Origin of the sequence: Pikeienuella piscinae, assembly GCF_011044155.1 — a bacterium.
Taxonomy (GTDB): domain Bacteria; phylum Pseudomonadota; class Alphaproteobacteria; order Rhodobacterales; family Rhodobacteraceae; genus Pikeienuella; species Pikeienuella piscinae.
On the sequence record NZ_CP049056.1, the window covers coordinates 3666076 to 3692751 of the forward strand.

The window sequence follows — 26676 nt, forward strand, 5'->3', positions numbered from 1 at the left end:
AACCAGAAATATAGAACTATGTGGCGCCGGCCGCGCTTGACAGATGCGCGATGCGGCCCATCCTGCCGCGCCATGGCGCATGAAGCGGGCGATATCGAGATGCTGGAGGTAGAGATCGCCAGCTGCAGGGCCTGCGCCGCGGAGTTCGCCGCGACCCGGACCCGGCACGAACCGCGCCCGGTCACGCGGCTCTCCTCCACCGCCCGCATCCTGATCGCCGGGCAGGCGCCGGGAATCAGGGTGCACGAGAGCGGCGTTCCTTTCGACGACCGGTCCGGCGACCGGCTGCGCGACTGGATGGGGATCGACCGCGCGGCGTTCTACGACCGGGCGCGGATCGCGATACTGCCGATGGCGTTCTGCTTCCCGGGTTATGACGCGAAGGGCTCCGATCTGCCGCCGCCGAGGCGTTGCGCCGAACTCTGGCGGGAGCGGGCGCTCGGCGCGCTCCGGTCGGTGGAACTGACGCTGCTGGTCGGCGGGTACGCGCAGAAATGGACGCTGAAGGACCGCCGCCCGCTTTCCGCCCTCGTCTCCGACTGGCGCGCCTACGCCCCCTCGATCATGCCGCTGCCGCATCCGAGCTGGCGCAACACCGGCTGGCTGAAGAAGAACCCGTGGTTCGAGGCCGAGGCGGTGCCCGTCCTTCGCGCCCGGGTCGCGGCGTTGCTGTGAGAGCCGCGTTCGCCGTACTTCTCCTCGCCGTCGCCGGCTGCGTCGGCGGGCCGGCCGGGCCGGCGCCGCCGCTGGGCCCGGTCGAGTTCGGCGAAGGGAGCATCGCAGGGGCGTCAGGCCGAGAGCGGCTCGCGCTCTCGACCTGGACGCCGGAGGGGCCGCTCCGCGGGGTGATTCTCGCTCTTCATGGTTTTGGCGATTACGGCCCGAGCACCTTCGACGGGCCGGCCCGCTACTGGGCGGCGCGCGGCTTTCTAACCTTCGCCTACGACCAGCGCGGATTCGGACGGAACGAAAGCCGCGGGCGCTGGCCCGGCGCCGAACGGCTGATTGCGGACTTCCGCGAAATCGCTGAACTGATTCGCGGCCGCTATCCCGATCTGCCGCTCTTCGTCGTCGGGCATTCAATGGGTGGCGGGGTGGCGCTCGCCGGAGTGGGCGACGGCGCGCCGGTGGATGGGCTGATCCTCGCGGCGCCGGCGGTCTGGGGCGGCGACAGGCTGCCGGCACCTTACCGCGTCGCGGCCTGGGGCGGGACGCTGCTTTTCCCCGACCGGCGCTGGACCGGAAAGGGCATCGTCTCGATCCAGGCCTCCGACAATATCGATGCGCTGATCGCGCTCGGACGCGATCCGCTCTATCTCGCGCCGCCCTCCAGCCGGGAGTTCACCGGCCTTATCCGGCTCATGGACCGCGCCGTCGCCGCCGCGCCGCATGTCCGCACGCCCACGCTCACGCTTTACGGCGAGAAGGACGAAGTCGCGCCGAAAGACGCCGTGCTGGCGGCGCATGAGGCGCTCGCCGGACCGAAGACGCTGATTCTCTACCCCGAGGGCTGGCATCTTCTCTTCCGCGATCTGCAGGCGGAACATGTATGGCGCGATGTCGTCGATTGGATGGAGGCGAGATCGTGACCGAGACGCCGCAAACCCCGCTCGACCGCGCCTGGGCGGCGGCGGCGGACGACGGCGACGCCGGAATGGCGCGCTATTACGATGTTCTTGCTGGGGCGGAGCTTTTCCTCGCCATCGATCCCGCGACGCTCGATGGCGCGGCGCAGACCCCGGTTCTCTTTCCCGTCGATGGGGTGAAGACCGCGCTAGTCTTCGACACGGACTGGAGAATCGCCGAGTTCATGGGCGATGACGCCGCGCATCTGACGCTTTCCGGCCGCGCGGTTTTCGCGATGTTCGCCGGCAAAGGCGTGCAACTCGGCGTCAATCTTGGAGACGCGCCTTCGGCGACGATCCTTCCGGCGGTGGCGATCGACTGGGCCGCCGAAGCGCTCCGACAGCCGGTCGAGGAGGAGGCGGGCGGCGCCATGATTCTGACGCGGCCGATCGGCGCGACGCCTGATTTGCTCGCCCGCATCGATGCGAAGCTCGCCGGAATCGGCCCCGCGCTGGCGGAGGCCTGGCTCTGCGGGGCAGGGGAGCCGGACGGCGCTCTCGTCCTCTGCCTTTCGCTACGCCTGGAGAGTGCGGAGCGCGCCGTCGTCGCCGCGCTGGCGGAAACCGCGCGCTTCGCGGGCGACGCGCGGGCGGCCTTCGACATCGCGGTGCTGCGCGAGCACGACGCGCGCCTCGCGGCGGCGCGGAGGGTCGGGCTCGGATTCGAGATCGCCGCGCCGCCAGATACCGCCCGACAGGCGCCGGACAGGTCGCTCCCGCCCAAATTGCGAAGAAGTCCTTGATTTCGCGAACGGACATCGTTAAAAAGTCCGCCTTACGATGGCTGGACTTCTAACTACATATCCCTGCCGCAAACTGGCGGGAACGGGTTGGGTTTCCGAAAATCGAACTGCGCTTGAGCCCTGCAATCCCTGCGAGGCGGCGCGACAAAGGACGACCCAATGACCGTAGGCACCGTGAAATTCTACAACGACCAGAAGGGCTATGGATTCATCCAGCCCGAAGACGGCTCGAAGGACGTGTTCGTGCACGCGACCGCGCTCGAGCGCGCCGGCATGAGCGGCCTGAACGAAGGCCAGAAAGTCGAGTTCGAGACCGAAATCGACAAGCGTAGCGGCAAGACCGCCGTTAGCACGATCTCGGCCGTCTGATCAGGCTTCTACCTGATTGAGGAATTTGCGCCGCCCCGGAATCGCCGGGGCGGCGTTTTTTTGATTCAGGCGGCGATTTCCGGTGGCCAGGGGCGCAACGCTTCGGCCGCGCTCCACGCCCGCACCCAGTTCGGCGCCGGCGGATTCCAGCCGGGCCGGCCGAGTTCGGCCGCGACCCGCTCCGGCGGAACAAGGCGGCCATTCAGGGTGATCGCGGTCCGACACATCACCGCCGCCGTAGCCGCGCCGTCGCGAAACATTGCTTGCTCGATATAGACGAACCGCTCGTCGCGCGCGACGAGGCGGCTACGCGTCTCCACCTTCTGAAGCATCGTCACGCGCTTTCTGTATTGCGGGACGGAACCGGCCATGACGAGCCCCCAGCCGCGTCGCCGCATCACTGCGATCAGGCCGGTGCGCTGCGCCAGCGCGATGCGGCCGATATCCATCAGCGTCAGGATCCGGCCGTTGTTAAGGTCGCCAAATGGATCGATGTCCCAAGGCAGGACGCGAAACCGGTGAACATGCGTCTCGCCCGGCGCCAGAGGTGGCAGGCGGGCGGCCCTGATCGATTCCAGGATCTGCCGGTGAAACGGATACATGGACGAACCCCGGTGCGGATGCGGATCAGCTTACGCTGACGTAAGCGTCCGTTCTCCGCAATCGGTGACGTGGCGTCGGCGAAGGCGGCGCGCTCAGCCCGCCTTGTTGGTGAAATAGGCTTGCGTTCCCTTGTGACAGACCCGGTCCGTCGGCAGTACGTCCTGCGGTTTGTACGCCGCACCGTCCTTGAGACGCTCATAGAGCGGTCCGAAATCCCGCAACGTCGCCTCCAGCAGCGTCTCGAAGCCGTCGATCACGAAGTAACTCTGCTGGAAGTCGTCGATCCGATAATTCGTGCGCATCACCCGCTCCAGATCGAATCCGATCCGGTTCGGCGAATCGTCCTCGAGCGCGAACACCGTCTCCTTCGGCGACGATATGATCCCGGCGCCGAATATCCGAAGCGCGCCCATCTCCTCGATCAGTCCGAACTCGATCGTATACCAGTAGAGCCGCGCCAGATTCGCCAGCCGGCCGAGATTCAGCGCTCGGAGCCCTCCCTTCCCATACGCCTCCATGAAGTCGGCATAGGCCGGATCGGCGAGCAGCGGGACATGTCCGAAGACATCGTGAAAAACGTCCGGCTCCTCGATGTAATCCATCTCGTCGGCGTCCCGGATGAAGCAGCCGGCTGGGAAACGCCGATTGGCGAGGTGATCGAAGAACACCTCGTCGGGCACGAGACCGGGCACCCCGACGATGCGCCAGCCTGTCCGTTCCTTCAGCTTGTCGGAGAGCCGCTCAAAATTCGGAATGCCGCCCTCCGAGAGTTTCAGCGTTTTCGCGGCCTTCAGGAAAGCTTCGGAGGCGCGGCCGGGGAGGATGCCCATCATCCGTTCCGTCAGCGCGCCCCAGCGCGCGTGCTCCTCTAGCGTATAGGCGCTCCAGCGCTGGTCGATGGTATGGTCTACGGCGACGGGACCTGTCTCGCGCCGGGTGCGGGTCGATGCTTCAGCCATGGGTTTCTCTCCTATGCCCGTGCGAGATCATGACGCCGGCGGGATGGAAAAGGCTTTCAATCGTACCTTCGAGATGGCTGAATGCGGGGAAATCGTTCGAGATGGAGCGGATGAGCGAAGAAATTTCCCTCGATATCGCGGATCGCGCGATTCTCGATCTTCTTCAGCGCGATTCCGGCGCGACGCTCGATCGGCTATCCGAGGTCGCGCACGTCTCATCCGCTTCCGCATGGCGGCGGGTGAAGGCGCTGGAGGCGGCGGGGGTGATCACCGCCCGCGTCGCGCTGGTGAATCCGGCGAAGGTGGAGCGGAGGCTCTGTGTTTTCGCAGATGTCTCGCTGCACGACCACGATGACAAGAAACGCACGGCGTTCGAGCGTTTCATCGCCGCGGCGGACGAGGTGATGGAATGTCATTCGACCGCGGGCGGGCGCGACTATCTGCTGAAGATCCGCGTGCGCGACGTCGCCGCCTACGAAGCATTCCTGATGGAGCGCCTTCTCGCCCACCCCTCGGTCGCGTCGGCGGTCAGTTCGTTTTCGTTGCGCGAACTGAAGTTCACGACGGCGCTGCCGATCTGAGCCGTCTATTCGTTCCAGTGCGCCGCGATCATCTCATCGAGGAGCCTGAGCAGCCTGTCGATCCGTTCCGGGTCGGCGCGATCGTCGGCGAGCAGGCCGAGCCGGACGGCTTGGGCGATCGCGGCGTAATCGGTCGCCGCCGGGCTCGCCGGGTCGGCTTGCGCCGCGCGCAGCCGGGCGATGCGCGCAGCGTCCGCCGCCTCGACCTCGGACCGCGCCGCCGGCGCGGCCGCCGCCAGCCGCCGCATTCCCCGTTCGACCGCCCAGTCGTAGGGGCAGTGCGGTTTGTTCCCATCCGCAAGGCCGCGTCGCCACTCCGCCGCCAGCGCGGCGACGAAATCACCGTGGGTCGGGAAGTGATGGTAGAAGGAGCCGCGGGTCTTGCCGGCCCGCGCCGTCAGCGCCTCGACCGTAAGAGCCGCCGGCCCCGCCTCCGCGAGCGCCAGCCGCCCGAGCGCCAGCCAGTCCCGCCGAGAATACCGCGCCATTCAAGCGTCTCCGCCATCCATTCATGCAATACAATACTGTATGGTATGGTTTCATGCAAGCCGTTCGCGATTCTCCGGTGCGTGCCGCCCAGGATGCTCCGCGGGCTGCGTTGTCGCGTCGCATCCGGAGAAAGTCATTTAGTATCAATAAGATAAAAGTTCTCAGCCGACCCAATTGCGGCATTGACGCCCGCGCCTTGCGGCGCCTATTGTCCGCGCAGCCTGACGGACCCTTCGCGGCGAGGAGAATTGGAGGCGGCGCATGACACTGCGACCCCCCGACGACCCGCTGAAAGCGCTCGGCGCGAAGATCGATGCGGTTCGTGAGGCGCGCAAGCCGAAACCGGCGCCGCGGGGGGGCAAATACTCCGCCGCCGGTTATGGCTGGCGCATGACGATTGATCTCGTGACCGGCGTTCTCGTCGGCGCGGCGATGGGATGGGGCATCGACAGCCTTCTGGGCACGATGCCGCTCTTTCTCATCGTGATGGTGCTCTTCGGCTTCGCCGCCGGCGTCCGCGTGATGCTGAAATCCGCGGCGGAGTACGAGAAGGAACATGCGGGCCCGGAGCGGGACCCCGAGTGAGAGGGTGAAGATGGCGAGCGGACACGAGGGCGAGGTCGTCATCGACCCGATGCACCAGTTCGAGATCAAGCCGCTGTTCGGCGGCGATCTCGGCATGTTCTCGATTACCAATTCGACGCTCTGGATGGCGTTGGCGGTCATCTGCATCTCGGCGCTGCTGATCCTCAGTTCGCGCGGCCGACACCTGGTGCCGACCAGGATGCTTTCGATTTCGGAGGTGCTCTACGGTTTCATCCGGCAGATGTGCGTCGATGTGCTCGGGCAGGAGGGGCTGAAATTCTTCCCCTACATCTTCACGATCTTCATGTTCATCCTGTTCTCGAACCTGCTCGGCCTCATCCCCTACAGCTTCACCACCACTTCGCATGTCGCGGTGACCGGGGTCATGGCGCTCGCCGTCTTCCTGATTGTGATCATCATCGGCTTCGCCCGCCACGGGCTGAAGTTTCTCGGCCTCTTCTGGGTCACGAGCGCGCCCATGGCGCTGCGCCCGGCCCTGGCGCTGATCGAGATCATCTCCTTCTTCGTGCGTCCGCTCAGCCATTCGGTTCGACTTGCGGGCAACATGATGGCCGGTCACGCGGTGTTGAAAGTGTTCGCGGGGCTCGCCGCGATGATCGTCGCCGGCGGGCTCGGACCGCTCGCCATCCTGCCGATCGGCGCGATGGTCGGCATCTCCGCGCTGGAGCTGCTGGTCGCCGTGGTGCAGGCGTATATTTTCGCCATTCTCACCGCAATCTACCTGAACGACGCGCTTCACCTGCACTAAAGCGGGCGGAACGCATGGGATCCATCCAGAGGAGACATCACGATGGACGCTGAAGCTGCAACCCTTCTCGGCAAATATATCGGCGCCGGTCTCGCCTGCACCGCCATGGGCGGCGCCGGCGTAGGCATCGGCCATGTCGTCGGCAATTACCTCGCCGGCGCGCTCCGCAACCCGGCCGCGGCCGGCGGTCAGACCGCGACCATGTTCCTCGGCATCGCCTTCGCCGAGGCGCTCGGCATCTTCGGGTTCCTGATCGCGCTTCTGCTGATGTTCGCCGTCTGAGGACGGAACGACACGAACCGCAGTCCGCCGCGCGCCGTTTGGGCGCGCGGACCAGTGATCAGGAGGGCCGCATGGGCCTTTTGTCGAAATCGGTCGCTTCGGTCTCAGGGCCGGCCTTCGGCGGCGCGCTTCTCGCTTTCCCCGCGCTCGCGGCGGAGGAGGGCGTCGAACTGCTGGACCCGGAGCACGGCGGCGGCGGCATGCCGCAGCTCAATCTGGACAGCTACGCCAGCCAGATATTCTGGCTGGTGGTCTCGCTGGTCGTTCTGTTCCTGATCCTCAAGAACATCGCGCTGCCGCGCATCGCCGCCGGGCTTGAGGAGCGTTCCGACGCGATCGAGGACGACCTCGACCGCGCCGCCGAGTTCAGGAAAAAGGCGGAGGAGGCTGAGGCCGCCTACGACAGGGCGCTCGCCGACGCCCGCTCCAAAGCGCAGGAGATCGCGCAGAAGACCCGCGACGAAATCCAGGTCGAAGTCAACGCGGCCACCGCCAAGGCCGACGCCGAGATCGCCGCCCGCGCCGCCGAGGGTGAAAAGCGCATCGCCGAAATACGCGCCAGCGCAATGCAGGCGGTGGAGGAAGTTGCCGTCGACGCCGCCGAAGCGGTGATCGAATCCGTCGCGCCGCAGATGGCCGACGCCGAGGCGGCTCGCGCTGCCGTCGCCGAGATCGTGAAGGGATAAGCGCATGATGGGCTTTTTCGGGGACGCGAATCTCGTCGTTACGCTGTCGACGCTCCTTTTCGTTGCTTTGCTCGTCTATTTGAAGGTGCCGGGCAAGGTCGGGGCGATGCTTGATTCCCGCGCCGATCGGATCAGGCGCGAGCTGGACGACGCGAGGCGTCTGCGTGAAGAGGCGCAGACCCTCCTCGCCTCCTATGAACGCAAACACAAGGAGGTCGAGGCGCAGGCCGCCGAGATCGTCGAGCGGGCCCGCAACGAGGCGACCCGCGCCGCTGAACAGGGCAAAGCCGACCTGAAGGCCTCCATCGCCCGCCGGCTGAAGGCTGCCGAGGACCAGATCGCTTCCGCCGAAGCTTCGGCGATGAAGGAGGTCCGTGACCGCGCCGTCACCGTCGCCATCAAGGCGGCCCGCGAGGTCATCGCGAAGAAGATGACAGACAAGGCCGGAGCGGAGTGGATCGACGCCTCGATCAGGGATGTCAGCGCCAAGCTGCACTGACTTCGTCCAACTCGATGAACGGAAAGGCCCTGCGGATGCGGGGCTTTTTCATTTCTGGATACGACCCGACATGCGGCCGCGACGCTGACGCGGCGGGCTTCCACCGCGAATTTCTCCATAGCTTTTCGCCGATGAACCGATCGCGGTCGGCGTCTCCTCCGGTTCGGGCGCGGCCGTAGTCGAACTCTCTGCGCTGTCAGCGGAAGGGGGGGAGGTCCGGGCGGAACGCCCTGTTCGCCGTCGCGACGATATCCTTTTGCCACGCGCCCGGGTGAAGGAAATACGGATCTGCCGCGAGGTAGCTCGCCCGGCGGCCGAAGCTTGTGATTCGCACGAAGCTCATTATAGTCATGGTTATCCTTCCGGGAGGGATGCGGTGGATGGTGTCAGGGATTTCTGTGACGGCTGTCCGATGCTGGAACTCCACGCATTCAGTTCCGCCAGTCTGCGCCCGGTCGTCGCCCGCTACACCATAGAACGCCTGAACGCGCTGACCACAGGCGCGGGCAGGGCTGACGCCCCCCTTGCGAAGCCGCACAACGCGGGGAAAGACCAGTTCTGCGAGGTGTGCGCGTCGGTGTTTCTGAACAACGGCGACATTCGGCGCCATATCGTTACGATCAACCTCAATTCGAGCCGGATTCTCAAGTCACTCAGCGCTCAGGCGGCGAGTCTCTTGAACCTCCGCAAGCTGGGCTCCAGCGATGCGCTTGAGTTGGTTGAGCACTCGTCGAAGCTCGTCAATCTCCTGAACCGGAGCATGAAGTGAGAGGCGCCTCGATCGAGGATCACAAGAACAGCGACTACGCCGTCGTCTTTTCTGGAGGCGGCGCGCTCGGGTCTTGGGAGGTGGGGTGCCTCAAGGCGGTGCTCGACTTTCATTCCGGTAAGCCGCCCTCCATCGTTACCGGCGCCTCCGCCGGCGCGCTCAACGCGGCCGGCCACCATCTCGGTCTCACGCCGGAGGAGATCGGCGCTTTCTGGGCCGGGCTGGCGCCCACGGACATCTTTACCGAGGCCATCGACTTCAAGGCGCTCGCCGCCAGAATCGCTGGTAGCCGCGCCCACGCGTTCATCATGGGCTTTTTCGGCGACGGGAACGACCAAGGCCTCGTCGAGGCCATACGTAATGCTTTCGAGGGTAAGAAAAGCATCTTCGACACCGCGCCGATGGAGGGGACGCTCGACCGTATATTCGCCGACGAAGCGCGCTCGGAGGCGTTCTCGAAGGCGAAGAGCACGCTGGTCGTCTCCACGACACGGCTGGCGGACGGCGAATCCGAACTTCTCTACCGGCTTAAGGGAAGGAAGCGGTCTCTGCCCGCATCAGCCCGAAAGGGCCGCTACGCCGACGCCTGGACACCGGTAAGAAGCATGACGATGCTGAAGCAGGGGCTGATGGGCACCGCCGCGCTGCCGATCCTCTTTCCACCGATGGAGGGTCGTTTCGACGGCGGCGTACTTCTTAACCAGCCGATTGCGCCGGCGATTCTACTTGGCGCGCGCTTGATCTACGTATTCATCCCGAACGCCGAATCATTCGGCCGAACGACCCATTTTTTCACGCTGGCGCAGACGCTGCTCTCCACTTGGCTGACCGCGAGCCTCGAAGCGCAGATCCGTCAGGTCGGCGCCAACAACAAGATTTACAGTGAGTTGATCCGCCGATTGAAAGGTGGCCCCAACGGGGCGATCGAGAAGCTCGAATCCCGCCTGGTGCGCCTTTGCGTGATTCGTCCACAAAGCGATCTGAACGTCGGTTTGCTGGATTTCGGCAAGAACGTCGACGACATGATCGCTGACGGGGAGACGCGGGCGAAACAGAAACTCGACAATGAGTTCGACTTTCACGATTTCGAATCATGGGACGGTTTCATGGATCAGGACGGCCGGGTGCTATGACCGGCGGACCTTCGCCGCCGGCGCGGCGGCGCGGAGCGGCCCGAAGCGGCTGCGCCCCGCAGAGATAATCCGTCTCCTGAATTGCCGTCGCGCACCCTGCTGTCTGCTGTCGCTCAGAGGCTTTGCGCCACGATCGCTATCGGGAGAGCACTCCGGGCGTGCGAGGGGTTGATGTTCGATTAGCGGAATCCGGACGCCACCGTCAGGCCAATGAGTTGGCGATCTTGGCGCGTGCGATGGCGCGCGCCGATTTGCCGCTTAGAGCGCCCTCACCCTTGCGCCTTTCTCAGTGCCGGAAGTGCCGCATGCCGGTGAAGACCATGGCGAGGCCGCGCTCATCCGCCGCCGCGATCACCTCTTCGTCGCGAAGCGAGCCGCCGGGTTGGATCACCGCCGTCGCCCCGGCTTCCGCCGCCGTGATCAAACCATCAGCGAAGGGAAAGAAGGCGTCGGAGGCGACGACCGCGCCCTCGACCGGGCTCGAAGCCAGCCCCAGCGCCCCGGCCATGTCTTCGCCCTTGCGCGCCGCGATCCTTGTCGAATCGACCCGGCTCATCTGCCCGGCGCCGACGCCGACCGTCGCGCCCGCCTTCGCGTAGATGATGGCGTTGGATTTCACATGTTTGGCGACGATGCGGGCGAACAGCATGTCCTCGATCTCCGTTGACGAGGGCGCTCGCTTCGTCACGACCTTCAGATCAGCGGCGCCGATCGAGCCATTGTCGCGGTCCTGCACCAGGAACCCGCCCGCCACCTGCCGGAAGGCGAGCCCGGCCGCACCTGGGTCGGGCATCGCCTCCGTGGTCAGCAGCCGGAGGTTCTTCTTTCTTGCGAAGATCGCCTTCGCGGTGTCCGAGGCGCCGGGCGCGATCACCACCTCTGTCATGATTTCGGTGATCCGCGCCGCCGTTTCCTCGTCCAGCGGCTGGTTGAGCGCGACGATGCCGCCGAAGGCGGATGTCCTGTCACAGTCGAACGCGCGCCCATAGGCCTCCGCCAGCGACGCGCCCCGCGCCACGCCGCAAGGATTGGCGTGCTTGATGATGGCGCAGGCCGGCCCGCCCTCCGGAGCGAACTCCGCAACCAGTTCGAACGCCGCGTCGGTGTCGTTGATGTTGTTGTAGCTCAGGGCCTTGCCCTGATGCTGAACGGCGGTGGCGACGCCGGGCCGGGCCGGGCCGTCGGTGTAGAACGCCGCCGCCTGATGCGGGTTCTCGCCATAGCGCATGGTTTGACGCAGCGTCCCGGCGAAGACGCGCCGGCGCGGCGTCCCGGCTCCAATCGCGCCCGCCATCCAGTTCGAGACCGCCGCGTCATAGGCGGCGGTGCGGGCGTAGGCGATCTGCGCCAGCGCCTGGCGGAAGGCGAGCGACGGCCCGCCCGCTTCGATCTCCGCCAGCACCTGCTCGTAGTCCGCTGCGTCGACCACCACGGCGACATGCGCGTGATTCTTCGCCGCCGCGCGGATCATCGCGGGGCCGCCGATATCGATATTTTCGACGCAGTCCTCGTAGGCGCCTCCGGCCGCCACGGTGGCCTCGAACGGGTAGAGATTGACGACCAGCAGATCGATCGGCGCGATCCCGTGCGCCTCCATCGCCGCGACATGGCCTGCGTCGTTCCGAAGCGCCAGAAGCCCGCCATGCACCATCGGGTGCAACGTCTTCACCCGGCCGTCCATCATCTCCGGGAACCCGGTCAGTTCGGCGACGTCGCGCACCGCCAGCCCGGCCGCGCGCAGCGCCTTCGCCGTGCCGCCGGTGGAGATCAGTTCGATCCCCCGCGCCGCCAGCGCGGCGGCGAATTCGTTCAGACCGGTCTTGTCGGAGACGGAGATCAGCGCGCGCCGGATCGGCGTTCGTTCGGTCATGGGCGAGAGTCCTCTTCGGTTCAGGGTTCCGCACGGGAGGCGGGGGCGGTGGGCCGGGTTGGCTCCGCCCGGCGAAATGTCCATTTCACCTCGCCCCTGTAATCCTTCGCCAGCGCCCTGACCACGATCTGTTTTGTCGCGCGCGGCTGGGCCCTGCGTTCGTCGAGATAGACGCTTTCCTCGATCGAAAGCGCGCCGCCGGACTGGCGCATGACCCAGACATCGCTACCGCCCGGATTGAGCCGGATCGCAGAGCCGGCGAGAAAGACGTCCGCCTCAACATCGGGATGAAGATGAAATCGGATGGTGAAGCGGACGGCGCCATGCGTGTCGCGCGCCGCGGCCGCGTTGAATGTGGCGCGCGGCCCCGGCCCGCTGGCGACGAGCCGGTCGACGCCGCGAAGGTCGAAGCCATCCGCGGCCAGATAGAGACGACGCTGATGGATCAGACCATGGCTCCGGAGCCAGCCGTCATGCTCCGCGACAAGCCATATGCCGGTCTCGTCCTCTTCGCGCACGGCGCTGACATGCCCCGGCGCGGCCATCGGTGGCTCTTCCGTGTCGGCGAGCGTTCGGGATATCCGATCGATCGTCAGACCGCTATGCGCGGCGGCGGCGCGCGCCGCCCTGCGCCAGTCTGGGCTAAACCGGGCGCCGGGGCCGCAATTGACGATGACGGGGCGTCGTCCGATGGCCGCCTCGATGCAGAAAAGACTGGCGTGATCGGTCGCTGCGGCCCGTCGTCCTTCACCGCCGGAATCGAAGATCAGCGCAGCGCGGCCGGTGGCGAGCCGGTGGTAGCCCATCACCTCTTGCACGGGCGCGCCGGCCCGGACGCCCGATGCGGCCAGAGCGCGGTCGATCTGTTCCGGCTCGCCTGCGCCTCCGCCATGAAACCGCGCCAGAGAGCCATCGCCGAAGCGCAGCGCGCGGATCGCTGCGGCGAGCCGCTCCAGCGCGTCCAGGTGCGCCGGCGCCGGCTCACGCCGGGCCGCTGTGAGGCTTCGCGCCGTCCAGGCGAGTGTTCCCAGCGCCTCGACCAGGTCCTCGGGGTTGCGCGAGGCGAGCCCGCCATCGCCGCCGATACGGCGCGCGGCCTCCCGTCCCAGGGCGGCGACCCCCTCCGCGATCATCCGTTCGGCGCCGAGAGCCAGCCCGGCGTGGACCATCCCGGCGGCGGCCTCAAACCGCGGCAGTCCGGGCGGGGCGCGCCGCCAGCGACGGCGGAGGTAACGCGCCTGCCTGCCGATGGCGCGGAGGAACGCGCGAGCGCGATCGGGCCCGGCGTCGTCGAGGATCGCCGGCGCATGGCAGACCCAACACGTCAACCGCCTGCCGGTCAGGTCTGGGCGCCAGCCGGGTCCGTCTCCCGCGCCGTAGCGCTCGATCCACGCGAACAGCCAATCGGCGAGCCGGGCGCGGGTCGCGGCGTCCGGCGCGGCGGCGAAATCGTCAAGCCAGTCGAAGCTATGGAGGGCCGCCATCCATGCGCGGGACGGCGGCGGCTGATCCCAGGGGCTCTCGCCATGCGCCTCGACCAGCGCGCCGCCGAAGCGCAGCGCGCCGGCGGCGAGTTCCCGCGCCCTGCCGCCGTCGCCGGTCCAGAGAGGTTCGGGCGTGGCGACGAGGGTCTTCGGCGTCGCTCCGAACCGGGCGAGCCATGCATGAAAGCGGTCCCCGGCGCCGGGGCGCCAAGCTGCGACCGCGTTCGCTTGGATTTCTGTCATGATCCGCTCGACAACCGCGTTCCCGGCCCTCTCACCAGCCTACGCCGCGCTGGGCGCGCTGTCACGCGCGCCGCCGGAAGCGGGTGGCGAAGAACCCGTCCAGCCCGCCGCTCTCCGGCCAGAGGTCCGGGCGGGCGCGGAAATCCCCCGCCGAAGTCAGGAGCGCGGCGTCGCCGATCTCCGCCGGGTGGATCGGCGCCCGCTCCGCCTCGGGATGCGCTTTCATGAAGGCGTTGGCGCGCGACTCTCCCTCCGCCTTGATCAGCGAGCAGGTGGCGTAAATCAGCGCGCCGCCGGGCGCGACCAGCGCCCAGGCGGCGTCGATGAGCCGTGCCTGTAGCGTGGTCGCGGCCGGGAGGCCGGCGCCGTCGCGTATATGAGGCAGTTCAGGATGCCGACGGATCGTGCCGGTCGCGGTGCAGGGCGCGTCAAGCAGCACCAGGTCGAAAGGGTCGGCGGCCCATTCCAGCGCGTCGGCGACAATGAGTTCCGCGCTCAGCCCGGTTCGGGCGAGGTTCTCCTCGACCCGCTTCATGCGCGTTGCCGCAGCGTCGAGCGCCGTCACAACCCAGCCTGCGGCGGCGAGTTGCATGGTCTTGCCGCCCGGCGCCGCGCAGAGGTCGAGCGCGCGCCGTCCTTCGCCCGACCCGGCCAGCCGCGCCGGAACCGCGGCGGCGGCGTCTTGCGCCCACCAGTCGCCGGTGGCGAAGCCGGGCAGGTCGGTAAGTCGGCCCGGCCGCGCCAGCCGGACCGAGCCGGTCGGCGTCGCCACGCCGCCGAGCTGCGTCGCGAGCGCCGCCGCGTCGTCATTCTTCGGGGTCAGATCGAGCGGCGCCGGTCGCAGGTGCGCGGCGGCGATGGCGGCGGCGCCGACCCTGCCCCAATCGGCGCGGAGCGCGCGCCAGAGCCAGTCAGGCGCCCCGAGACGGGCGTGATCCAGCGTTTCCCAGACCTCCGGCCCTTCGGCGGTGACCCGGCGCAGCACGGCGTTGACGAGACCGGCGAGCGGTCGCGTGCGCTTGCCGGCCTTCGCGAGGCGCACTGCGGAATCGACGACGCCATGCGGCGCCTCGCGGAGCGCCAGGATCTCCGTCGCGCCGAGGCGCAGGATCGCATGCGTGTCCTTCGCCGCAGCGCGCTTCATGAAATGCGCCAGCGTGGCGTCGATCGGGCCGAGCCAGCGGATCACGCCGCGCGCCAGCGTCAGCGCGCGCGCCCGCTCCGCCGGGGCGAGCGCGGCCGGAAGCGCCGCCTCGTCCAGCATCGCGCCCTCTTCGGTGACGGACCGGATCAGAACAAGCGCCCCTTCGCGTGCGGAAAGGCCGCTCACCCCCAGGGTCCGCGCGCCGGGCGGGTGGCCGGCGACGTACGGCGGCCGAGGCTACGTCCGGCCATCTCCTCCAGCGCCTTGATCCTGTTTTCAGGGTTGGGGTGGGTGGAGAATAACTTGTCCGCCCCGCGCCCGGTCAGCGGGTTCATGATGAAGAGATGCGCGCTCGACGGGTTCCGCTCCGCGCTCGGCATCTCGATCCGCCCGGCGACTCCGGCGATCTTCGAGAGCGCGGAGGCGAGCGCGAGCGGGGCGCCGCAAATTTCGGCTCCGGCGCGATCGGCTGCGTATTCGCGGGTGCGCGATATCGTCATCTGCACCACGCTCGCTGCGATCGGCGCGAGAATCATCACCAGAAGCGCGCCGATCAACCCGCCGGCGCCGCGATTGTCGCGAAAGAAGAAGGCGAATTGCGCCAAGAAACCGATCGCACCGGCGATGGTCGCGGCGACGGTCATGATCAGCGTATCGCGATTGCGGATATGCGCCAGTTCATGCGCCATCACCCCGGCCAGTTCATCTTCCGACAGCATCCTGATCAGACCGGTGGTGGCGGCGACGGCGGCGGTCTCCGGGCTTCGGCCGGTGGCGAAGGCGTTCGGCTGCTCGGAATGAATGATGTATATTTTCGGCGTCGGTAGCCCGGCGTTCCGCGCCAACTGCTCGACCATCCCATATAGCGCCGGCGCGCCGGCGCGCGTCACGGGCTCCGCGTTGTGCATACGCAGCGCCATCTTGTCGGAGTTCCACCACGCCCAGCCGTTCATCGCCAGCGCGACGAGAAACGCGACCAGCGCGCCCCCCGCGCCGCCGAGAAGATACCCGACGGCGAGAAAGAGGCCGGTCATCGCCGCCAGCAGCAAGGCTGTCTTTGCGTAATTCATCCACTATACCCCGGAATGACGTTCAGGAGGGATATATGTCCGGAGAGCCGAAGGATAAAGAAGCCAAGACGGCAATGCGGATCGCGGAGGCGGCGACGCGGGCGCTGAAGGAGGCCGAAGCGCGCCGGGCCGCCAACAGGCAGCCGGTGTTGCCAACCGAACTTGGCGGCCGCGACGGACCCGAGCCGACGCGCTACGGCGACTGGGAGAGCAAGGGCGTCGTTTCAGATTTCTGACCTGACGACACAAATGTCTTGGTCACATTTGTCCTGTGGAGCGCCTCCCGATCGCGCGGCGCCTACCCCGCGGAGGTGAAGCTGTTGGCGCATTCTGGGCGCGAAACGACGCCGACGAAGCGGGGCGATTCGGTTGGAACCGCATGGCTGAACTCAGCCGCGATGTTCGACACGCCGGCGCCGATCTCTCTGATAAGGCGCAGGGCGGTCGTCAGTCTGCTCGCGGTGGGAATTTCATTGAGGCTGACGTTATGCCGCTATGGGCGCCGCCGGTAGGGGCGGGTTGTCGGACCGAACGCCCGTGCGGCGCGATTCGACGGGAGTTCCCCGGAGGAAATCAGTTGCGACAGGAAGCTCTCAGCGCTTCGATCGTCAAGTCTTCACCGACGCCGGCCGATCGCGCCGCGTGCGGCCAGGAGATGCTCAGACCCTTGAGGTCGTGCGCGCTGCGATCGCCAAGTGCGACGGTAAGTCCCGGGCGTGTGGGATCGGCGCGTTGCTTTCGTTGGTGAACTCCAGAACCGCATGGCGTCCGGTCCCGCCCGCCGGAAAAAGCGTATTCGCGACGGCGCGGGCCGAAACATATCCGAACAGGTCGACCACGAAGCATTCGGGCGGCTCGACGCCCGGCGGCGACGCCAATCTGGCGGCGTGAAGCGCGGCGACCGATTGGCGGAAGCCCAGATTCGCAGCCGAGCTCCGCGCCATGTTGGGCAAGCGGCGTCGGAGTCCTGCTCTCTTACGCTTAAGCCACCGAAGGATTGGTGGGTGATGTAGGGCTCGAACCTACGACCCGCTGATTAAGAGTCAGCTGCTCTACCACCTGAGCTAATCACCCGCCGGCGCTCGGATAGCGTTTTGATCGGGAAGGCGCAAGCGACTTTTGCCGCCCAGGCCCCGGCGACCCGCGGCTCGGGGGCGACGCCGGTCGCCAGTTCTTAACCAGCATGGCCTTAGGTTCGGCGACGCCCTGCGGATGGATGGCGTCCGGTAAGGAGGTCGGCGAGCGCATGATCCTGATGGTCGACGACGATCCCGCTCAGCGGCGGATGACCGGCGCCATGCTGACGGCGGTGAACCGGCGCTGGATCGAAGCGGAGGGCGGGAGCGCTGCGCTTGACGTCCTGAACGGGCCGCTCGGGCCCCGGGTTTCGCTGGTCCTTCTCGATCTCGCGATGCCGGACCTTGACGGGATGGAGGTCTTGGCCCGGCTTCGTCCGGCGCGCCGCGACCTGCCGGTGATCGCCTTGACCGCGCTCGGCTCAGTCGCTCACGCGGTCGCGGCGATGCGCGCTGGGGCGCAGGATTTCCTGATCAAGCCGGTCGCGCCGGAACGGCTGGAGACGGCGATCCGCGCGGCGTTGAGCCGCGAGGGCGCGGAGCGTTCCCGGCGCCGCGTCTCCGCGCCGCTCGCTATCGACGGCTTCGCCGCGCTCGTCGCCCGCAGCCCGGTCACGAGAGGCGCGATCCGGTTGGCGGCGCGCGCCGCGCGCTCGACGATCCCGGTGCTCATCGAAGGCGAGAGCGGCGTCGGCAAGGAGGTTTTCGCGCGGGCGATCCACGCCGCGTCCGATCGGGCGGCGGGCCCGTTCGTCGCGGTGAACTGCGGCGCGCTGCCGGAGATGCTGGTCGAGTCGATCCTCTTCGGCCATGAGAAAGGCGCTTTCACCGGCGCCGTGGCTCGGCGTATCGGCAAGTTCGAGGAAGCGGATGGCGGCGTTCTCTTCCTCGACGAGATCGGTGATCTGCCGCTCGGCGCGCAGGTCAAGCTGCTTCGCGCGGCGCAGGAGGGCGAGGTCGATCCGGTCGGCGGCGCGCGAACGATTCGGACCGATATCCGCCTGATCTCCGCCACCAACCGCGACCTGGCCGCCGAAGTCGCTGCGGGCCGCTTTCGCGAGGATCTCTTCTACCGGATCGGCGTCTTTCCTGTGACGCTGCCGGCGCTTCGCGAGCGGCGCGAAGACATCGCGCCGCTCGCTGAGCGCTTCGTCGCCCGTTTCGCGGCGCAGGAGCGCAAACCCGTCGTGGGGCTGGATACGGCGGCGCTGGCTTTGCTGACCGCAGCGCAATGGCCGGGCAACGTCCGCCAACTCGAGAACGCCATCCATCGCGCCGTGGTGCTGAGCGAAGGCGCGCTCCTCGGCGCCGCGGATTTCAGCCATATCGGCCCCCCCGCAGCCGGAGGACACGCGACGCGGACGTCCGAGCGCCAGGCGTTTTTCGACGAGGACGGTCATATCCGGCCCCTGGTGGAGATCGAGGCGGCGGCGCTGGAGGCGGCGCTCACCCGTTATGGTGGCGCCATGTCGGAGGCCGCGCGCCGTCTCGGCATCGGACGCTCCACACTCTACCGCAAAACGCGGGGCGGGACCGGGCAGGCCTGAATCCGGCTCAGGCGGCGGGCCCCGGAACCATGCCGAGCGCGTGGAGATATAGGTCGAGCATCGCCTCTTCCTCCTCGCGTTCCTCGGCCTTTTTCTTGCGCAGCCCGACGACCTTGCGGAGCGTCTTCACATCGAAACCATTGCCCTTGGCTTCGGCGTAAACCTCCTTCACCTGATCGGCGATCTCTTTCTTCTCCTCCTCGAGCCGTTCGATGCGCTCGACGATGGATTTCAGCTGCCCGGCGGCGACGGCGGTGGTCGAAAAGCCGGACTCTTCAAGGACATCATCGGCCATCAGATCTGTTTCTCCGGCATGCGGACGACGAGGCCGTCAAGCTCCGGCGTCACTTTCAACTGGCAGGTCAGCCGGCTTGTGTCTCCCGGCTCATAGGCGAAATCGAGCATGTCCTCCTCCATCGCCTCCTTTTCCGGCAGTTTGTCGGCCCATGTGGGGTCGACATAGACATGGCAGGTCGAGCAGGCGCAGGCGCCGCCGCAATCGGCGTCTATGCCGGGAATGTTGTTGTCGCGCGCTCCCTCCATGACCGTCAGGCCCAGGGGAACGTCGACGACATGCTCGGCGCCGCCGTGCTCGATATAAGTGATCTTGACCATCAGGAAGTCCCTCATGCGCGTCCTGTGACGCCCGTTTCGCGCCGTTCGGGCACGCTGTCTAGTCCAACGCGTCAGGTTTCGCCAGTGGCGCAGCGTCGCCCCTTCTCGCGTCCATCATCGCCATCGCGGCGCGGGCGGAGCCGGTCGGTGGGGGCGCGACTGGCCAGTCCGTCTTCTCCGGCGCAATGGTGAAGCCGATCGACCGGCTGAGCCGCCAGCCGGCGACGACCGCCGCGGCGCCGACCAGCACGCCGGCGACGGCTTGCGCGTAAACGACGCCGGGCGCGCCGAGCGTGGTCGGAACCGAGACCAGCGCCAGCGGGGTGACGACCGCGTCGCGCGTCCAGTTGAAGGCGGTCGACCACAAGGGACGGCCGAGATTGTTGAACGCGGCGTTGGCGACGAAAAGCGCGCCGTTGAACATGAAGCCGCCGGCGCCGACATAGCAGAATGCGAGAATGACGGAGGCGCCGGCGTCCGAGACGCCGAATCCACGGACGAGAACGGGTGCGAGCGTCGCGAGCAGCGCCCAGGCCGACACGACGTAGCAGGTCGCGAAGATCAGGGCGTCGCGATAGGTTCGGGCGACCCTTTCTCCGAGCCGCGCGCCGTAATTCTGTCCGATGATCCCGCCGATCGCCCCGGACAGCGCGAATATCCCGCCGAAAGAGAGCACGGTCAGCCGGCTCGCCACCGCCCAGCCGGCGACCGCGCTGTCGCCGAAATCGGACACCCACCAGGTGAAGAGAAGATTGGCGAGCGGGGTGGAGAGTTGCGTCGCGACCGCCGGTCCGGCGATGGCGAAGAAGGGCCGCGCCATGAGCCGCGCCCCCCTGAGCGACGGCGGCGCGAGAAGCGCGCGCCCCATGCAGAACCGGACGCCGGTGAGGGACGACGCCGCCCGGCTCACCACCATCGCCAGCGCCGCGCCGTCGACGCCCATGCCGAGCGTGAACATCAGCAGGGGCGCGAGGGCCAGCGCGACCGCTCCGCCGGTCATCGTCACGAGCATGGAGCGTCGCGCGTCTCCCTCCGCCCGGAGGATCGAGGCCGAAACCATGCTCATTCCGACGAAAGGCAGCGACGAGACGGAGATCAGGAGGAACCGTGCGGCGACCTCCGCGGCCTCGCCCTCGGCCCCGATGATCGCGCAGAGTGGCCGTCTGAGGGCGATGACGCTGATCGCGGTGACGGTGAGAACGCAGACGGTGATGACGATCGCCGACGTTGCTTCAGAGCGCGCCTTCTCCCGCTTGCGCGCGCCGATCGAGCGGCTGACCAGCGCCATCGCGGCGATCGAAAGCCCGATGCCGACCGACGCGGTGACGAACTGGATCGCCCAGGCGAATCCCACCCCCGCGGTCAGCGTCTCGTCGCCGAGTAGCGAGACGAAGAACAATGTGGCGAAATCGACGAGGAACAGAAAGAAGAGCCCGGCCGAGCCGGCCGCCGTCATCACCGCGACATGGCGCATTGTGGAGCCGGTGGTGAACCGGCCGGAGCCTCGATCCGCCAACGGTCTATTCGGCCGGTTGCGCCAGCGGCCCGCGCGCCAGTCGCGTCTCGCGCCCCTTCTCGGGATGGCGCGGCACGAGCGTGGCGAGAAAGAGCGAGACACAGGCCATCGCCGCGGCGAGGCTGTAGACGGATGCTGGATCGACCAGCCAGAGATAGCCGAGCAGCGCGGGAAGGAAAACCGCCGCGATATGGTTGATGGTGAAGGCGACCGCCGCCGTTGGGGCCTGGTCCTCCGGGTCGGCGATCTTCTGGAAATAGGTCTTTTGCGCGAACGCCATGGTGAAGAGGATATGATCGACGACATAGAGCGCCGCCGCCGCCTCCCATGGCCAGGCGAACCAGTAGAGCCCGGCATAGAACAGGAATACGGTCAGCAGCCCGGAATACTCGACGATCAGCGCGAGCCTTTCGCCGCGGCGCGCGATCACCCTGCCGATCAGCGGAGCCGCGAAGATCATCACGCAATAGTTCAGCAGCATCAGTCCGGCGACGTGATGGAGATGGAATCCGTAAAGCTCCACCATCATGAAGGCGGCGAAAACCGTGAAGATCTGCCGCCGGGCGCCGGCCATGAAGACAAGCGCGTAATAGAGCCAGTAGCGCCGCTTCACGACGAAATCCTTGCGCTGGACCGTGTCGGAGCGGAATTGCGGATAGGCGAGCCAGCAGACCAGGGCGACGGCCATGCAGAACCCGCCCGAGGCCCAGTAGATCGTGCGGTAGGAAAGATCGAAGAACTCCCAGGCGAGGACGATCGAGCCGTAGGAGACCAGCGCGCCCGCAGACGCCGCCGAAACGATCCGGCCCAGGATTCTCGGCGCTTCCGCCTTCGGCAGCCATTGCAGCTGCAGGCTCTGCGCCACGGTCTCGAAATAGTGAAAGCCGAGTGAAGAGATGAAGGTGACGACCAGAACGCCTTGAAGCGTCGGAAACTCCGCCGTCAGCGCCGAGCCGAACCCGAGAAGAAAGAGCGAGATCAGCCCGAATGTCTGCTCCTTGATCAGCGCGAAGATGAAGATCGCGAGAAAGGCCAGAAAGCCCGGGATCTCGCGCACCGTGTGCATCCAGCCATTGTCGGATCCGTCGAAATGGACGACCTCGATAATGAAATTCGCCGCCACCGCCATCCATGTCGAAAACGCCAGCATGGAGCCGAAGGCCATCAGGATCAGCATCGACTCAGGCCGGCGCCAGCGCGGCAGCGCGCGACCTTCGGCGAGGCTCATCTCCGGTCGATAGCGGGGGAGGGACATTGGGGAAGGCTCCTTCGGAGACTTCGTATACGCTATTGCGCCGCCGAGGCCACGAATTTTGCGCCGGCCCGGTCGATATGGCGGTGGGGGGAGGCGACGGCGACTCGCCCGATGGACTGAACGCGGCGCCGCCCGCCTTTTCCGGCGCGGGCGCGAAGATCGGCCGGCCGCCGCTTCGGCGCGGGCCGCTATGCCCTGCAATTTGACGACGCGCTGGTCGCGGTCGCCGCTTAAGCCGATGGCGATGGCTGACGCGCGGCGCTGACCTCGGCGCGGAACGCGCATCGCGCGCCGGAGCCCAGGCTCCTCGCCGCCGCGTTTGCGATATTCTGGCTCGATGAGGCCGATCTCGGCCCCGAACTGTCGCCGGTCAGGGCGACGGCCGGCGCTGAGCGGCTGATCGTTCCCTTCCGGACGCGCGTGGGGCTCGCCCACCAGGAATATGATCCTCGCGCCAGAGCGAGGCTCCTGAACGCGCATGAACCCATCGGCGCGTATTTCCTGAACCGGCGTGACGAGCGCGCTTTCAACGCCCGGCTCGCCTTTCCGACCGGCGGTGTTTTCGAGGGCGCGGCTGCGGCGGCGCTCTCGGGCTGGCTGCGCGACAGCGGCCGGTTGACCGGGGCGATCACAATCATTCAGGCCGAGGATATGGGCGCGCCCACGCGCCTCCACGCGGTCTCAACGGCCGAAAAGGGCGCGCCGGTCAGGGTGTCGGGCGCGACGCGACGTCTCGATTGAGCCTATCGCGCGACCGCCGGGAAATCGGCTATGCTGCGCGCCATGTCGATCTGGACCCGCATCGCCGAAGCGCTCTCCGCCCTTTCCAAGGGCGAGGGGCTTTCCGCTGTCTTCGACAGGCTGAAGACCCCGCCGGAACGTTCGGTTGGCTTCACCATCGCGGTGATCGCGCTCGGCGCGAAGATGGCGAAGGCTGACGGGCGGGTGACGCGCGACGAAGTCATGGCCTTTCGCGAGGTCTTTCAGATTCTGCCCGAGGACGAGAAGAGCGCAGCGCGCGTCTTCAACTTGGCGCGCAACGATGTCGCCGGGTTCGACGGCTACGCGCGCCAGATCGCCCGGCTATTCGGACCGGACAGCGCGGTGCTGGAGGACGTGCTGGAGGGACTGTTTCACATCGCCCTCGCCGACGGCGAGTATCACCCGTCGGAAGACGCCTTTCTCGCCGAGGTCGCGTCGATCTTCGGCCTGTCGGATGCAGCGTTCGAAGCGATCCGGGCGCGCTATTCGCCCGATCATCACGACCCTTACGCCGTTCTCTCGGTGACGCCGGAGACGCCACTGTCCGAAATCCGGAATCGCTGGCGCGCCATCGTGCGGGAGACGCATCCGGATCGTATGATCGCCCGCGGCGTGCCCGAGGAAGCGGTGAAGATGGCGACTAGGCGGCTCACCGAGGTGAACGACGCCTATGAGGCGATCAAGGCGAGACGCGCCGCCTGAAGGCTACTCAGCGAGCAGCCTCGCCACAGCGGCGCGGAGCGTCGGGATCCCTGCACCGGTTTCGGACGAGGTGGCGATGAGTGCTGGAAACGCGGTCGGGTGCCGCTTCAGGTCCTCGCCGACCCGTTCGACGACCTTCGCCAGCGCCGCTGCGCCGATCTTGTCGGATTTGGTCAGCACCGCCTGAAAGCTGACCGCCGCGCCGTCGAGCAGCGTCATGATCTCGTGATCGACCGGTTTGACGCCGTGGCGCGCATCGATCAGCACATAGGCGCGCCGCAATGTCGCCCGGCCCGCGAGATAGGTCTTCAGCAGCGCCTGCCAGCGCGCCACCACCTCGACCGGCGCCTCGGCGTAGCCATAGCCGGGCAGGTCTACCAGCCAGAGCGCGCCGGAAAGGTCAAAGAAGTTGATCTCCTGCGTTCGGCCCGGTGTATTGGAGGCGCGGGCGAGCGCCTTTCGCCCGGTCAGCGCGTTGATAAGGGAGGATTTGCCGACATTGGAGCGGCCGGCGAAGCAGATCTCCATCCGGTCGGCCGCCGGCAGCCCGTCCATCGCGACGACGCCCTTGACGAAGTCGCAGCGGCCGGCGAAGAGCTTGCGGCCGGCTTCGGCATCGGCGGCTTCCGGTTCTTTGGCGAGGGGGAAAAGGCTCATGTTCCGGCCTCATCGCGGATCGCGATTTCCCCGCCGCGCACGACCTGAGAGTAGACGCCGAAATCCGTGTGCCGGTACTGGGCGTGGAGCAGTTTCGTTACTTCGACGTCGCGGGCGCCCGTGTCCGGGCTCGCGGCCGGCGCCGTGCAGCGGGTGACGCGCGCGGTGACGCGGAGCCGGGCGGCGCCGACCGAAATCTCCCGGCCCAGCCAGTCGAACTCCTCCCACGGGGCGAAGCCGTCGAGCCAGAGATTCATCCGAAAGCGGATCGGCGCAAGTTTCCGCCCGGCGATCTCCTCCAGCGCGCGGAGCGTGGCGAGATTGCCGATGGAGACATGAGCGTCGGCGACATCGGTAAGCACGCCGCCGTTCGGCAGCCTGACCAATGTGTAGGGGCCGGGGCCGGAACCCGCGGCGACCGGCGCGATCCAATCGGCGATCCTCTCACCTTCCGCCCCGGGGTCGGCGTCGAGCGCGCCCAGCGCCGGATGCGAGAATGACAGCCGCCCGCCCGCCTCATCATAGGCGCAGGCGATCCGGGAAAGCTCGGGGCTGTTCGCCTGAACCACGAAATTCCGCCGCGCCACCCATTCGGGCTTCACGGGATCGAAGGCGGATTTCCCGTGCGCGACGGCCCAGGCGCGGTCCCAGGGAACGTGCCGGCCGGCCGAAAGGACGACCGCCTCAAGCCTCTCGTCGCCGAGACCCTTGACCGGGTGGCGGCGTATCCCGGTGAGCCGGCCCATGTCAGCCTTCCTTCGGTTTGCGCTTCAGACTCTTCTTCACATTGCCGAGGAAATCCACATCGACCCCCTGGCTTCGCATGATCAGGTATTGCTGGATGAAGGTGATGGTGTTGTTCGCGCACCAGTAGATCACCAGCCCGCTGGCGAAGCGGCCGAGCATGAACATGAAGATCCACGGCATCCAGGCGAAGATCTGCGCCTGCATCTTGTCCGTCGGGGCCGGGTTCAGCTTCTGCTGCATCCACATCGTGATCCCCATCAGGATCGGGAAGACGCCGATCGAGAGGATCGCGAGCAATGAATTCGGGTCCGGCGCCGCCCAGGGCAGAAGCCCGAAGAGGTTCAGGATCGAGGTCGGATCAGGCGCCGACAGGTCGTGAATCCACCAGATGAACGGCGCGTGCCGCATCTCGATGGTGACGAAGAGCACCTTGTACAGCGAGAAGAAGATCGGGATCTGCAGGATGATCGGCAGACAGCCCGCCGCCGGGTTGGCCTTCTCCTTCTTGTAGAGCGCCATCATCTCCTGCTGCATCTTCTGGCGGTCGTCGCCCACGCGCTCCTTGATCTTCTCCATCTCGGGCTGAAGCTTCTTCATCTTCGACATCGAGACATAGGATTTGTAGGCGAGCGGGAAGAGCGCCGCCTTGATGATCAGCGTCAGCACGATGATCGACCAACCCATGTTGCCGATCACGCCTTCGACCCAGAGCAACAGCTTGAAGATCGGCTTCGTCAGAAAGAAGAACCAGCCCCAGTCGATGCTGTCATCAAAGCGATCGATGCCGAGAGTCTCTTGATAGGCTTCGATCGTCTCGTACTCCTTGGCGCCTGAGAAGAGATAGGTGGACGCCTCGGATGACGAGCCGGCCGCGACGTTGCGGATCGGCAGCAGCGCCTCGGTCCGGTACTCGGGACCGCTCGCGCGCTTTATCAGCTTGAATGCGGCGTCGAAGGCGACGCCGGGGCCCGGCGCGATGGTGGTCATCCAGTATTTGTCGGTGAAGCCGGCGAAGCCGTCCTTGGTCGCCGACACCCGCTCCTGAAAGACGCCGGGTCCGGATGTCGGCAGATCCTCCATGTCGCCATAGTCGATCTCCTTCAATTCGCCGTCGATGACGCCGACCGCGCCTTCGTGGAGAATGAAGAAGTTCACCGTCTCCGGCTCGCCGCGCCGCGCGATATATCCGTAAGGCGCGAGGCTGACCGATGCCCCGGTGGTGTTCTCCACCGACTGGGTGATGGTGAACATGTACTTTTCGTCCACCGCGATATTGCGGCGGAAGATCAGTCCCTCGCCATTGTCCCAGATCAGCGTTATCGGCGTCTCCGGCGTCAGAACTTCACCTGTTTCAACCGACCATTCGGTGTTCGGATCCGGCGTCTTCTCGGTTCCACCCTCCGCGTTCAGCCAGCCATAGACCGCGTAATAGGGGTGCGTGGTTCCTACCGGGGCGAGTTGAACCACGGTGTCGGAGGTCGGGTCGAGCGTTTCCCTGTAATCGGTCAGATGCAGGTCGTCGAGCCGCCCGCCGCGCAGCGAGATGGTGCCGGAATAGGACGGCGTCTCGATCTTGATCCGGGCCGGCGCGGCGGCGGCGGATTCGCTCGCCGGGGCGGCGTCTCCGGGCGCGGCGCTCTGATCGACAGTCGGGGTGGAACTGACCGCCGCATCGCCTGTCGCATTGGCGGGCGCTTCGCCCGGCGCCACGACGCCTTCCGTCGCCACTGGCCCGGCGACATCTGGGTCGGGCGGCGGGGCGAAAAAGAAGGTCCAGGCGATGATCACGAGGAAACTGAGGCCGGCGGCGGCGATCAGGTTCTTCTGGTCGGACATTTCAGGCTCCTAACAGGCTGCGGCGGGTTGAACCCCCGACGCGGCCCAAGGTCAAGGGGT

30 protein-coding genes and 1 tRNA gene are annotated in these 26676 nt (G+C 67.0%); 16 read left to right on the forward strand and 15 right to left on the reverse strand.

What is annotated here, in order from left to right; translation table 11 throughout:
- Positions 1-72 precede the first annotated feature (72 nt).
- The 4 genes from G5B40_RS17425 (at position 73) to G5B40_RS17440 (ending at position 2737) form a co-directional block, all read left to right on the forward strand.
- Positions 73-675, forward strand: a complete 603-nt coding sequence (locus G5B40_RS17425) for a uracil-DNA glycosylase family protein (protein WP_165101299.1) — start codon at positions 73-75, stop codon at positions 673-675.
- Entirely contained in the window at positions 672-1589 is a 918-nt protein-coding gene (locus tag G5B40_RS17430) for an alpha/beta fold hydrolase (RefSeq protein WP_165101302.1), read from the forward strand. Before G5B40_RS17425 ends, G5B40_RS17430 begins: the two co-directional genes overlap by 4 nt.
- Positions 1586-2368, forward strand: coding sequence for an SseB family protein (locus G5B40_RS17435; RefSeq protein ID WP_165101305.1), 783 nt, complete (start codon positions 1586-1588; stop codon positions 2366-2368). Before G5B40_RS17430 ends, G5B40_RS17435 begins: the two co-directional genes overlap by 4 nt.
- 159 nt (positions 2369-2527) lie before the next feature.
- Complete coding sequence (locus tag G5B40_RS17440) at positions 2528-2737, forward strand: cold-shock protein (protein WP_165101308.1); 210 nt, start codon at positions 2528-2530, stop codon at positions 2735-2737.
- A 65-nt stretch (positions 2738-2802) separates the two neighbouring features.
- Here the strand turns inward: G5B40_RS17440 and G5B40_RS17445 are convergent, their stop codons facing one another.
- Both G5B40_RS17445 and phhA read right to left on the reverse strand, forming a co-directional pair.
- On the reverse strand, positions 2803-3339 hold the full coding sequence (locus G5B40_RS17445; RefSeq protein WP_165101311.1) for an acyl-CoA thioesterase: 537 nt from the start codon (positions 3337-3339) through the stop codon (positions 2803-2805).
- A 93-nt stretch (positions 3340-3432) separates the two neighbouring features.
- A complete protein-coding gene (gene phhA, locus G5B40_RS17450) occupies positions 3433-4299 on the reverse strand; it encodes a phenylalanine 4-monooxygenase (protein ID WP_165101314.1) in 867 nt (288 codons plus the stop codon).
- Positions 4300-4409: 110 nt separating this feature from the next.
- On the opposite strand from phhA, the gene G5B40_RS17455 reads away from it, so the two are divergent.
- Positions 4410-4880, forward strand: a complete 471-nt coding sequence (locus tag G5B40_RS17455; RefSeq protein ID WP_165101317.1) for an Lrp/AsnC family transcriptional regulator — start codon at positions 4410-4412, stop codon at positions 4878-4880.
- Positions 4881-4885: 5 nt separating this feature from the next.
- Here G5B40_RS17455 and G5B40_RS17460 read toward each other — a convergent pair whose 3' ends face one another.
- The gene (locus G5B40_RS17460) at positions 4886-5368 is read right to left on the reverse strand and encodes a TetR/AcrR family transcriptional regulator (RefSeq protein ID WP_165101320.1); all 483 of its coding nucleotides are present in this window, start codon (positions 5366-5368) and stop codon (positions 4886-4888) included.
- A 262-nt stretch (positions 5369-5630) separates the two neighbouring features.
- On the opposite strand from G5B40_RS17460, the gene G5B40_RS17465 reads away from it, so the two are divergent.
- From G5B40_RS17465 to G5B40_RS17495, 7 genes are all read left to right on the forward strand, one after another.
- On the forward strand, positions 5631-5954 hold the full coding sequence (locus G5B40_RS17465; protein ID WP_165101323.1) for an AtpZ/AtpI family protein: 324 nt from the start codon (positions 5631-5633) through the stop codon (positions 5952-5954).
- 10 nt (positions 5955-5964) lie between these two features.
- A complete protein-coding gene (locus G5B40_RS17470) occupies positions 5965-6723 on the forward strand; it encodes a F0F1 ATP synthase subunit A (protein ID WP_165101326.1) in 759 nt (252 codons plus the stop codon).
- A 42-nt stretch (positions 6724-6765) separates the two neighbouring features.
- Entirely contained in the window at positions 6766-7005 is a 240-nt protein-coding gene (locus tag G5B40_RS17475; protein ID WP_165101329.1) for a F0F1 ATP synthase subunit C, read from the forward strand.
- Between the two features lie 200 nt (positions 7006-7205).
- Positions 7206-7691, forward strand: coding sequence for a F0F1 ATP synthase subunit B' (locus G5B40_RS17480; RefSeq protein WP_246209865.1), 486 nt, complete (start codon positions 7206-7208; stop codon positions 7689-7691).
- A 4-nt stretch (positions 7692-7695) separates the two neighbouring features.
- Positions 7696-8190, forward strand: coding sequence for a F0F1 ATP synthase subunit B family protein (locus G5B40_RS17485; RefSeq protein WP_165101335.1), 495 nt, complete (start codon positions 7696-7698; stop codon positions 8188-8190).
- Between the two features lie 412 nt (positions 8191-8602).
- Positions 8603-8959: a hypothetical protein gene (locus G5B40_RS17490; protein WP_165101338.1), complete on the forward strand. Its 357-nt coding sequence runs from the start codon at positions 8603-8605 to the stop codon at positions 8957-8959.
- On the forward strand, positions 8956-10092 hold the full coding sequence (locus G5B40_RS17495) for a patatin-like phospholipase family protein (RefSeq protein ID WP_165101341.1): 1137 nt from the start codon (positions 8956-8958) through the stop codon (positions 10090-10092). Before G5B40_RS17490 ends, G5B40_RS17495 begins: the two co-directional genes overlap by 4 nt.
- 286 nt (positions 10093-10378) lie before the next feature.
- Here the strand turns inward: G5B40_RS17495 and purH are convergent, their stop codons facing one another.
- The 4 genes from purH to htpX form a co-directional block, all read right to left on the reverse strand.
- Positions 10379-11962 (reverse strand): bifunctional phosphoribosylaminoimidazolecarboxamide formyltransferase/IMP cyclohydrolase, encoded by a 1584-nt coding sequence (purH, locus tag G5B40_RS17500; protein ID WP_165101344.1) that lies wholly within the window; start codon positions 11960-11962, stop codon positions 10379-10381.
- Positions 11963-11982: 20 nt separating this feature from the next.
- Positions 11983-13689: a heparinase II/III family protein gene (locus G5B40_RS17505; RefSeq protein WP_165101347.1), complete on the reverse strand. Its 1707-nt coding sequence runs from the start codon at positions 13687-13689 to the stop codon at positions 11983-11985.
- Positions 13690-13750: 61 nt separating this feature from the next.
- Positions 13751-15019 carry an RsmB/NOP family class I SAM-dependent RNA methyltransferase gene (locus tag G5B40_RS17510; protein WP_246209602.1) on the reverse strand — a complete coding sequence of 423 codons (1269 nt, stop codon included), beginning with the start codon at positions 15017-15019 and terminating at the stop codon, positions 13751-13753.
- On the reverse strand, positions 15016-15903 hold the full coding sequence (htpX, locus tag G5B40_RS17515; protein WP_165101350.1) for a zinc metalloprotease HtpX: 888 nt from the start codon (positions 15901-15903) through the stop codon (positions 15016-15018). The genes G5B40_RS17510 and htpX overlap by 4 nt, the downstream gene beginning before the upstream one ends.
- Before the next feature lie 35 nt (positions 15904-15938).
- Here htpX and G5B40_RS17520 point away from each other — a divergent pair, with 35 nt between their 5' ends.
- Positions 15939-16139: a DUF1674 domain-containing protein gene (locus G5B40_RS17520; protein WP_165101353.1), complete on the forward strand. Its 201-nt coding sequence runs from the start codon at positions 15939-15941 to the stop codon at positions 16137-16139.
- Between the two features lie 762 nt (positions 16140-16901).
- On the opposite strand, the gene G5B40_RS17525 is transcribed toward G5B40_RS17520, so the two are convergent.
- Positions 16902-16977: transfer RNA gene (locus tag G5B40_RS17525), tRNA-Lys, on the reverse strand.
- Between the two features lie 172 nt (positions 16978-17149).
- On the opposite strand from G5B40_RS17525, the gene G5B40_RS17530 reads away from it, so the two are divergent.
- Positions 17150-18526, forward strand: a complete 1377-nt coding sequence (locus G5B40_RS17530) for a sigma-54-dependent transcriptional regulator (RefSeq protein ID WP_246209603.1) — start codon at positions 17150-17152, stop codon at positions 18524-18526.
- Between the two features lie 7 nt (positions 18527-18533).
- Here G5B40_RS17530 and G5B40_RS17535 read toward each other — a convergent pair whose 3' ends face one another.
- Genes G5B40_RS17535 through G5B40_RS17550 form a run of 4 tightly spaced genes read right to left on the reverse strand, consistent with a single transcriptional unit; the run spans position 18534 to position 21912 of the window.
- Entirely contained in the window at positions 18534-18821 is a 288-nt protein-coding gene (locus G5B40_RS17535) for a DUF2312 domain-containing protein (RefSeq protein ID WP_165101358.1), read from the reverse strand.
- Positions 18821-19141 (reverse strand): 2Fe-2S iron-sulfur cluster-binding protein, encoded by a 321-nt coding sequence (locus tag G5B40_RS17540; RefSeq protein ID WP_165101361.1) that lies wholly within the window; start codon positions 19139-19141, stop codon positions 18821-18823. Before G5B40_RS17540 ends, G5B40_RS17535 begins: the two co-directional genes overlap by 1 nt.
- A gap of 58 nt (positions 19142-19199) precedes the next feature.
- Positions 19200-20657, reverse strand: a complete 1458-nt coding sequence (locus tag G5B40_RS17545) for an MATE family efflux transporter (RefSeq protein ID WP_165101364.1) — start codon at positions 20655-20657, stop codon at positions 19200-19202.
- A 4-nt stretch (positions 20658-20661) separates the two neighbouring features.
- Positions 20662-21912, reverse strand: a complete 1251-nt coding sequence (locus G5B40_RS17550) for an MFS transporter (protein ID WP_246209605.1) — start codon at positions 21910-21912, stop codon at positions 20662-20664.
- Positions 21913-22311: 399 nt separating this feature from the next.
- On the opposite strand from G5B40_RS17550, the gene G5B40_RS17555 reads away from it, so the two are divergent.
- Both G5B40_RS17555 and G5B40_RS17560 read left to right on the forward strand, forming a co-directional pair.
- The gene (locus G5B40_RS17555; protein WP_246209869.1) at positions 22312-22653 is read left to right on the forward strand and encodes a PhzF family phenazine biosynthesis protein; all 342 of its coding nucleotides are present in this window, start codon (positions 22312-22314) and stop codon (positions 22651-22653) included.
- Between the two features lie 42 nt (positions 22654-22695).
- Positions 22696-23376, forward strand: coding sequence for a J domain-containing protein (locus tag G5B40_RS17560; RefSeq protein WP_165103814.1), 681 nt, complete (start codon positions 22696-22698; stop codon positions 23374-23376).
- Positions 23377-23379: 3 nt separating this feature from the next.
- Here the strand turns inward: G5B40_RS17560 and yihA are convergent, their stop codons facing one another.
- Genes yihA through yidC form a run of 3 tightly spaced genes read right to left on the reverse strand, consistent with a single transcriptional unit; the run spans position 23380 to position 26616 of the window.
- A complete protein-coding gene (yihA, locus tag G5B40_RS17565) occupies positions 23380-24033 on the reverse strand; it encodes a ribosome biogenesis GTP-binding protein YihA/YsxC (protein WP_165101367.1) in 654 nt (217 codons plus the stop codon).
- On the reverse strand, positions 24030-24779 hold the full coding sequence (locus tag G5B40_RS17570) for an MOSC domain-containing protein (protein ID WP_165101370.1): 750 nt from the start codon (positions 24777-24779) through the stop codon (positions 24030-24032). Before G5B40_RS17570 ends, yihA begins: the two co-directional genes overlap by 4 nt.
- Before the next feature lies 1 nt (position 24780).
- Positions 24781-26616 (reverse strand): membrane protein insertase YidC, encoded by a 1836-nt coding sequence (gene yidC, locus G5B40_RS17575; RefSeq protein ID WP_165101373.1) that lies wholly within the window; start codon positions 26614-26616, stop codon positions 24781-24783.
- Positions 26617-26676: the final 60 nt, after the last annotated feature.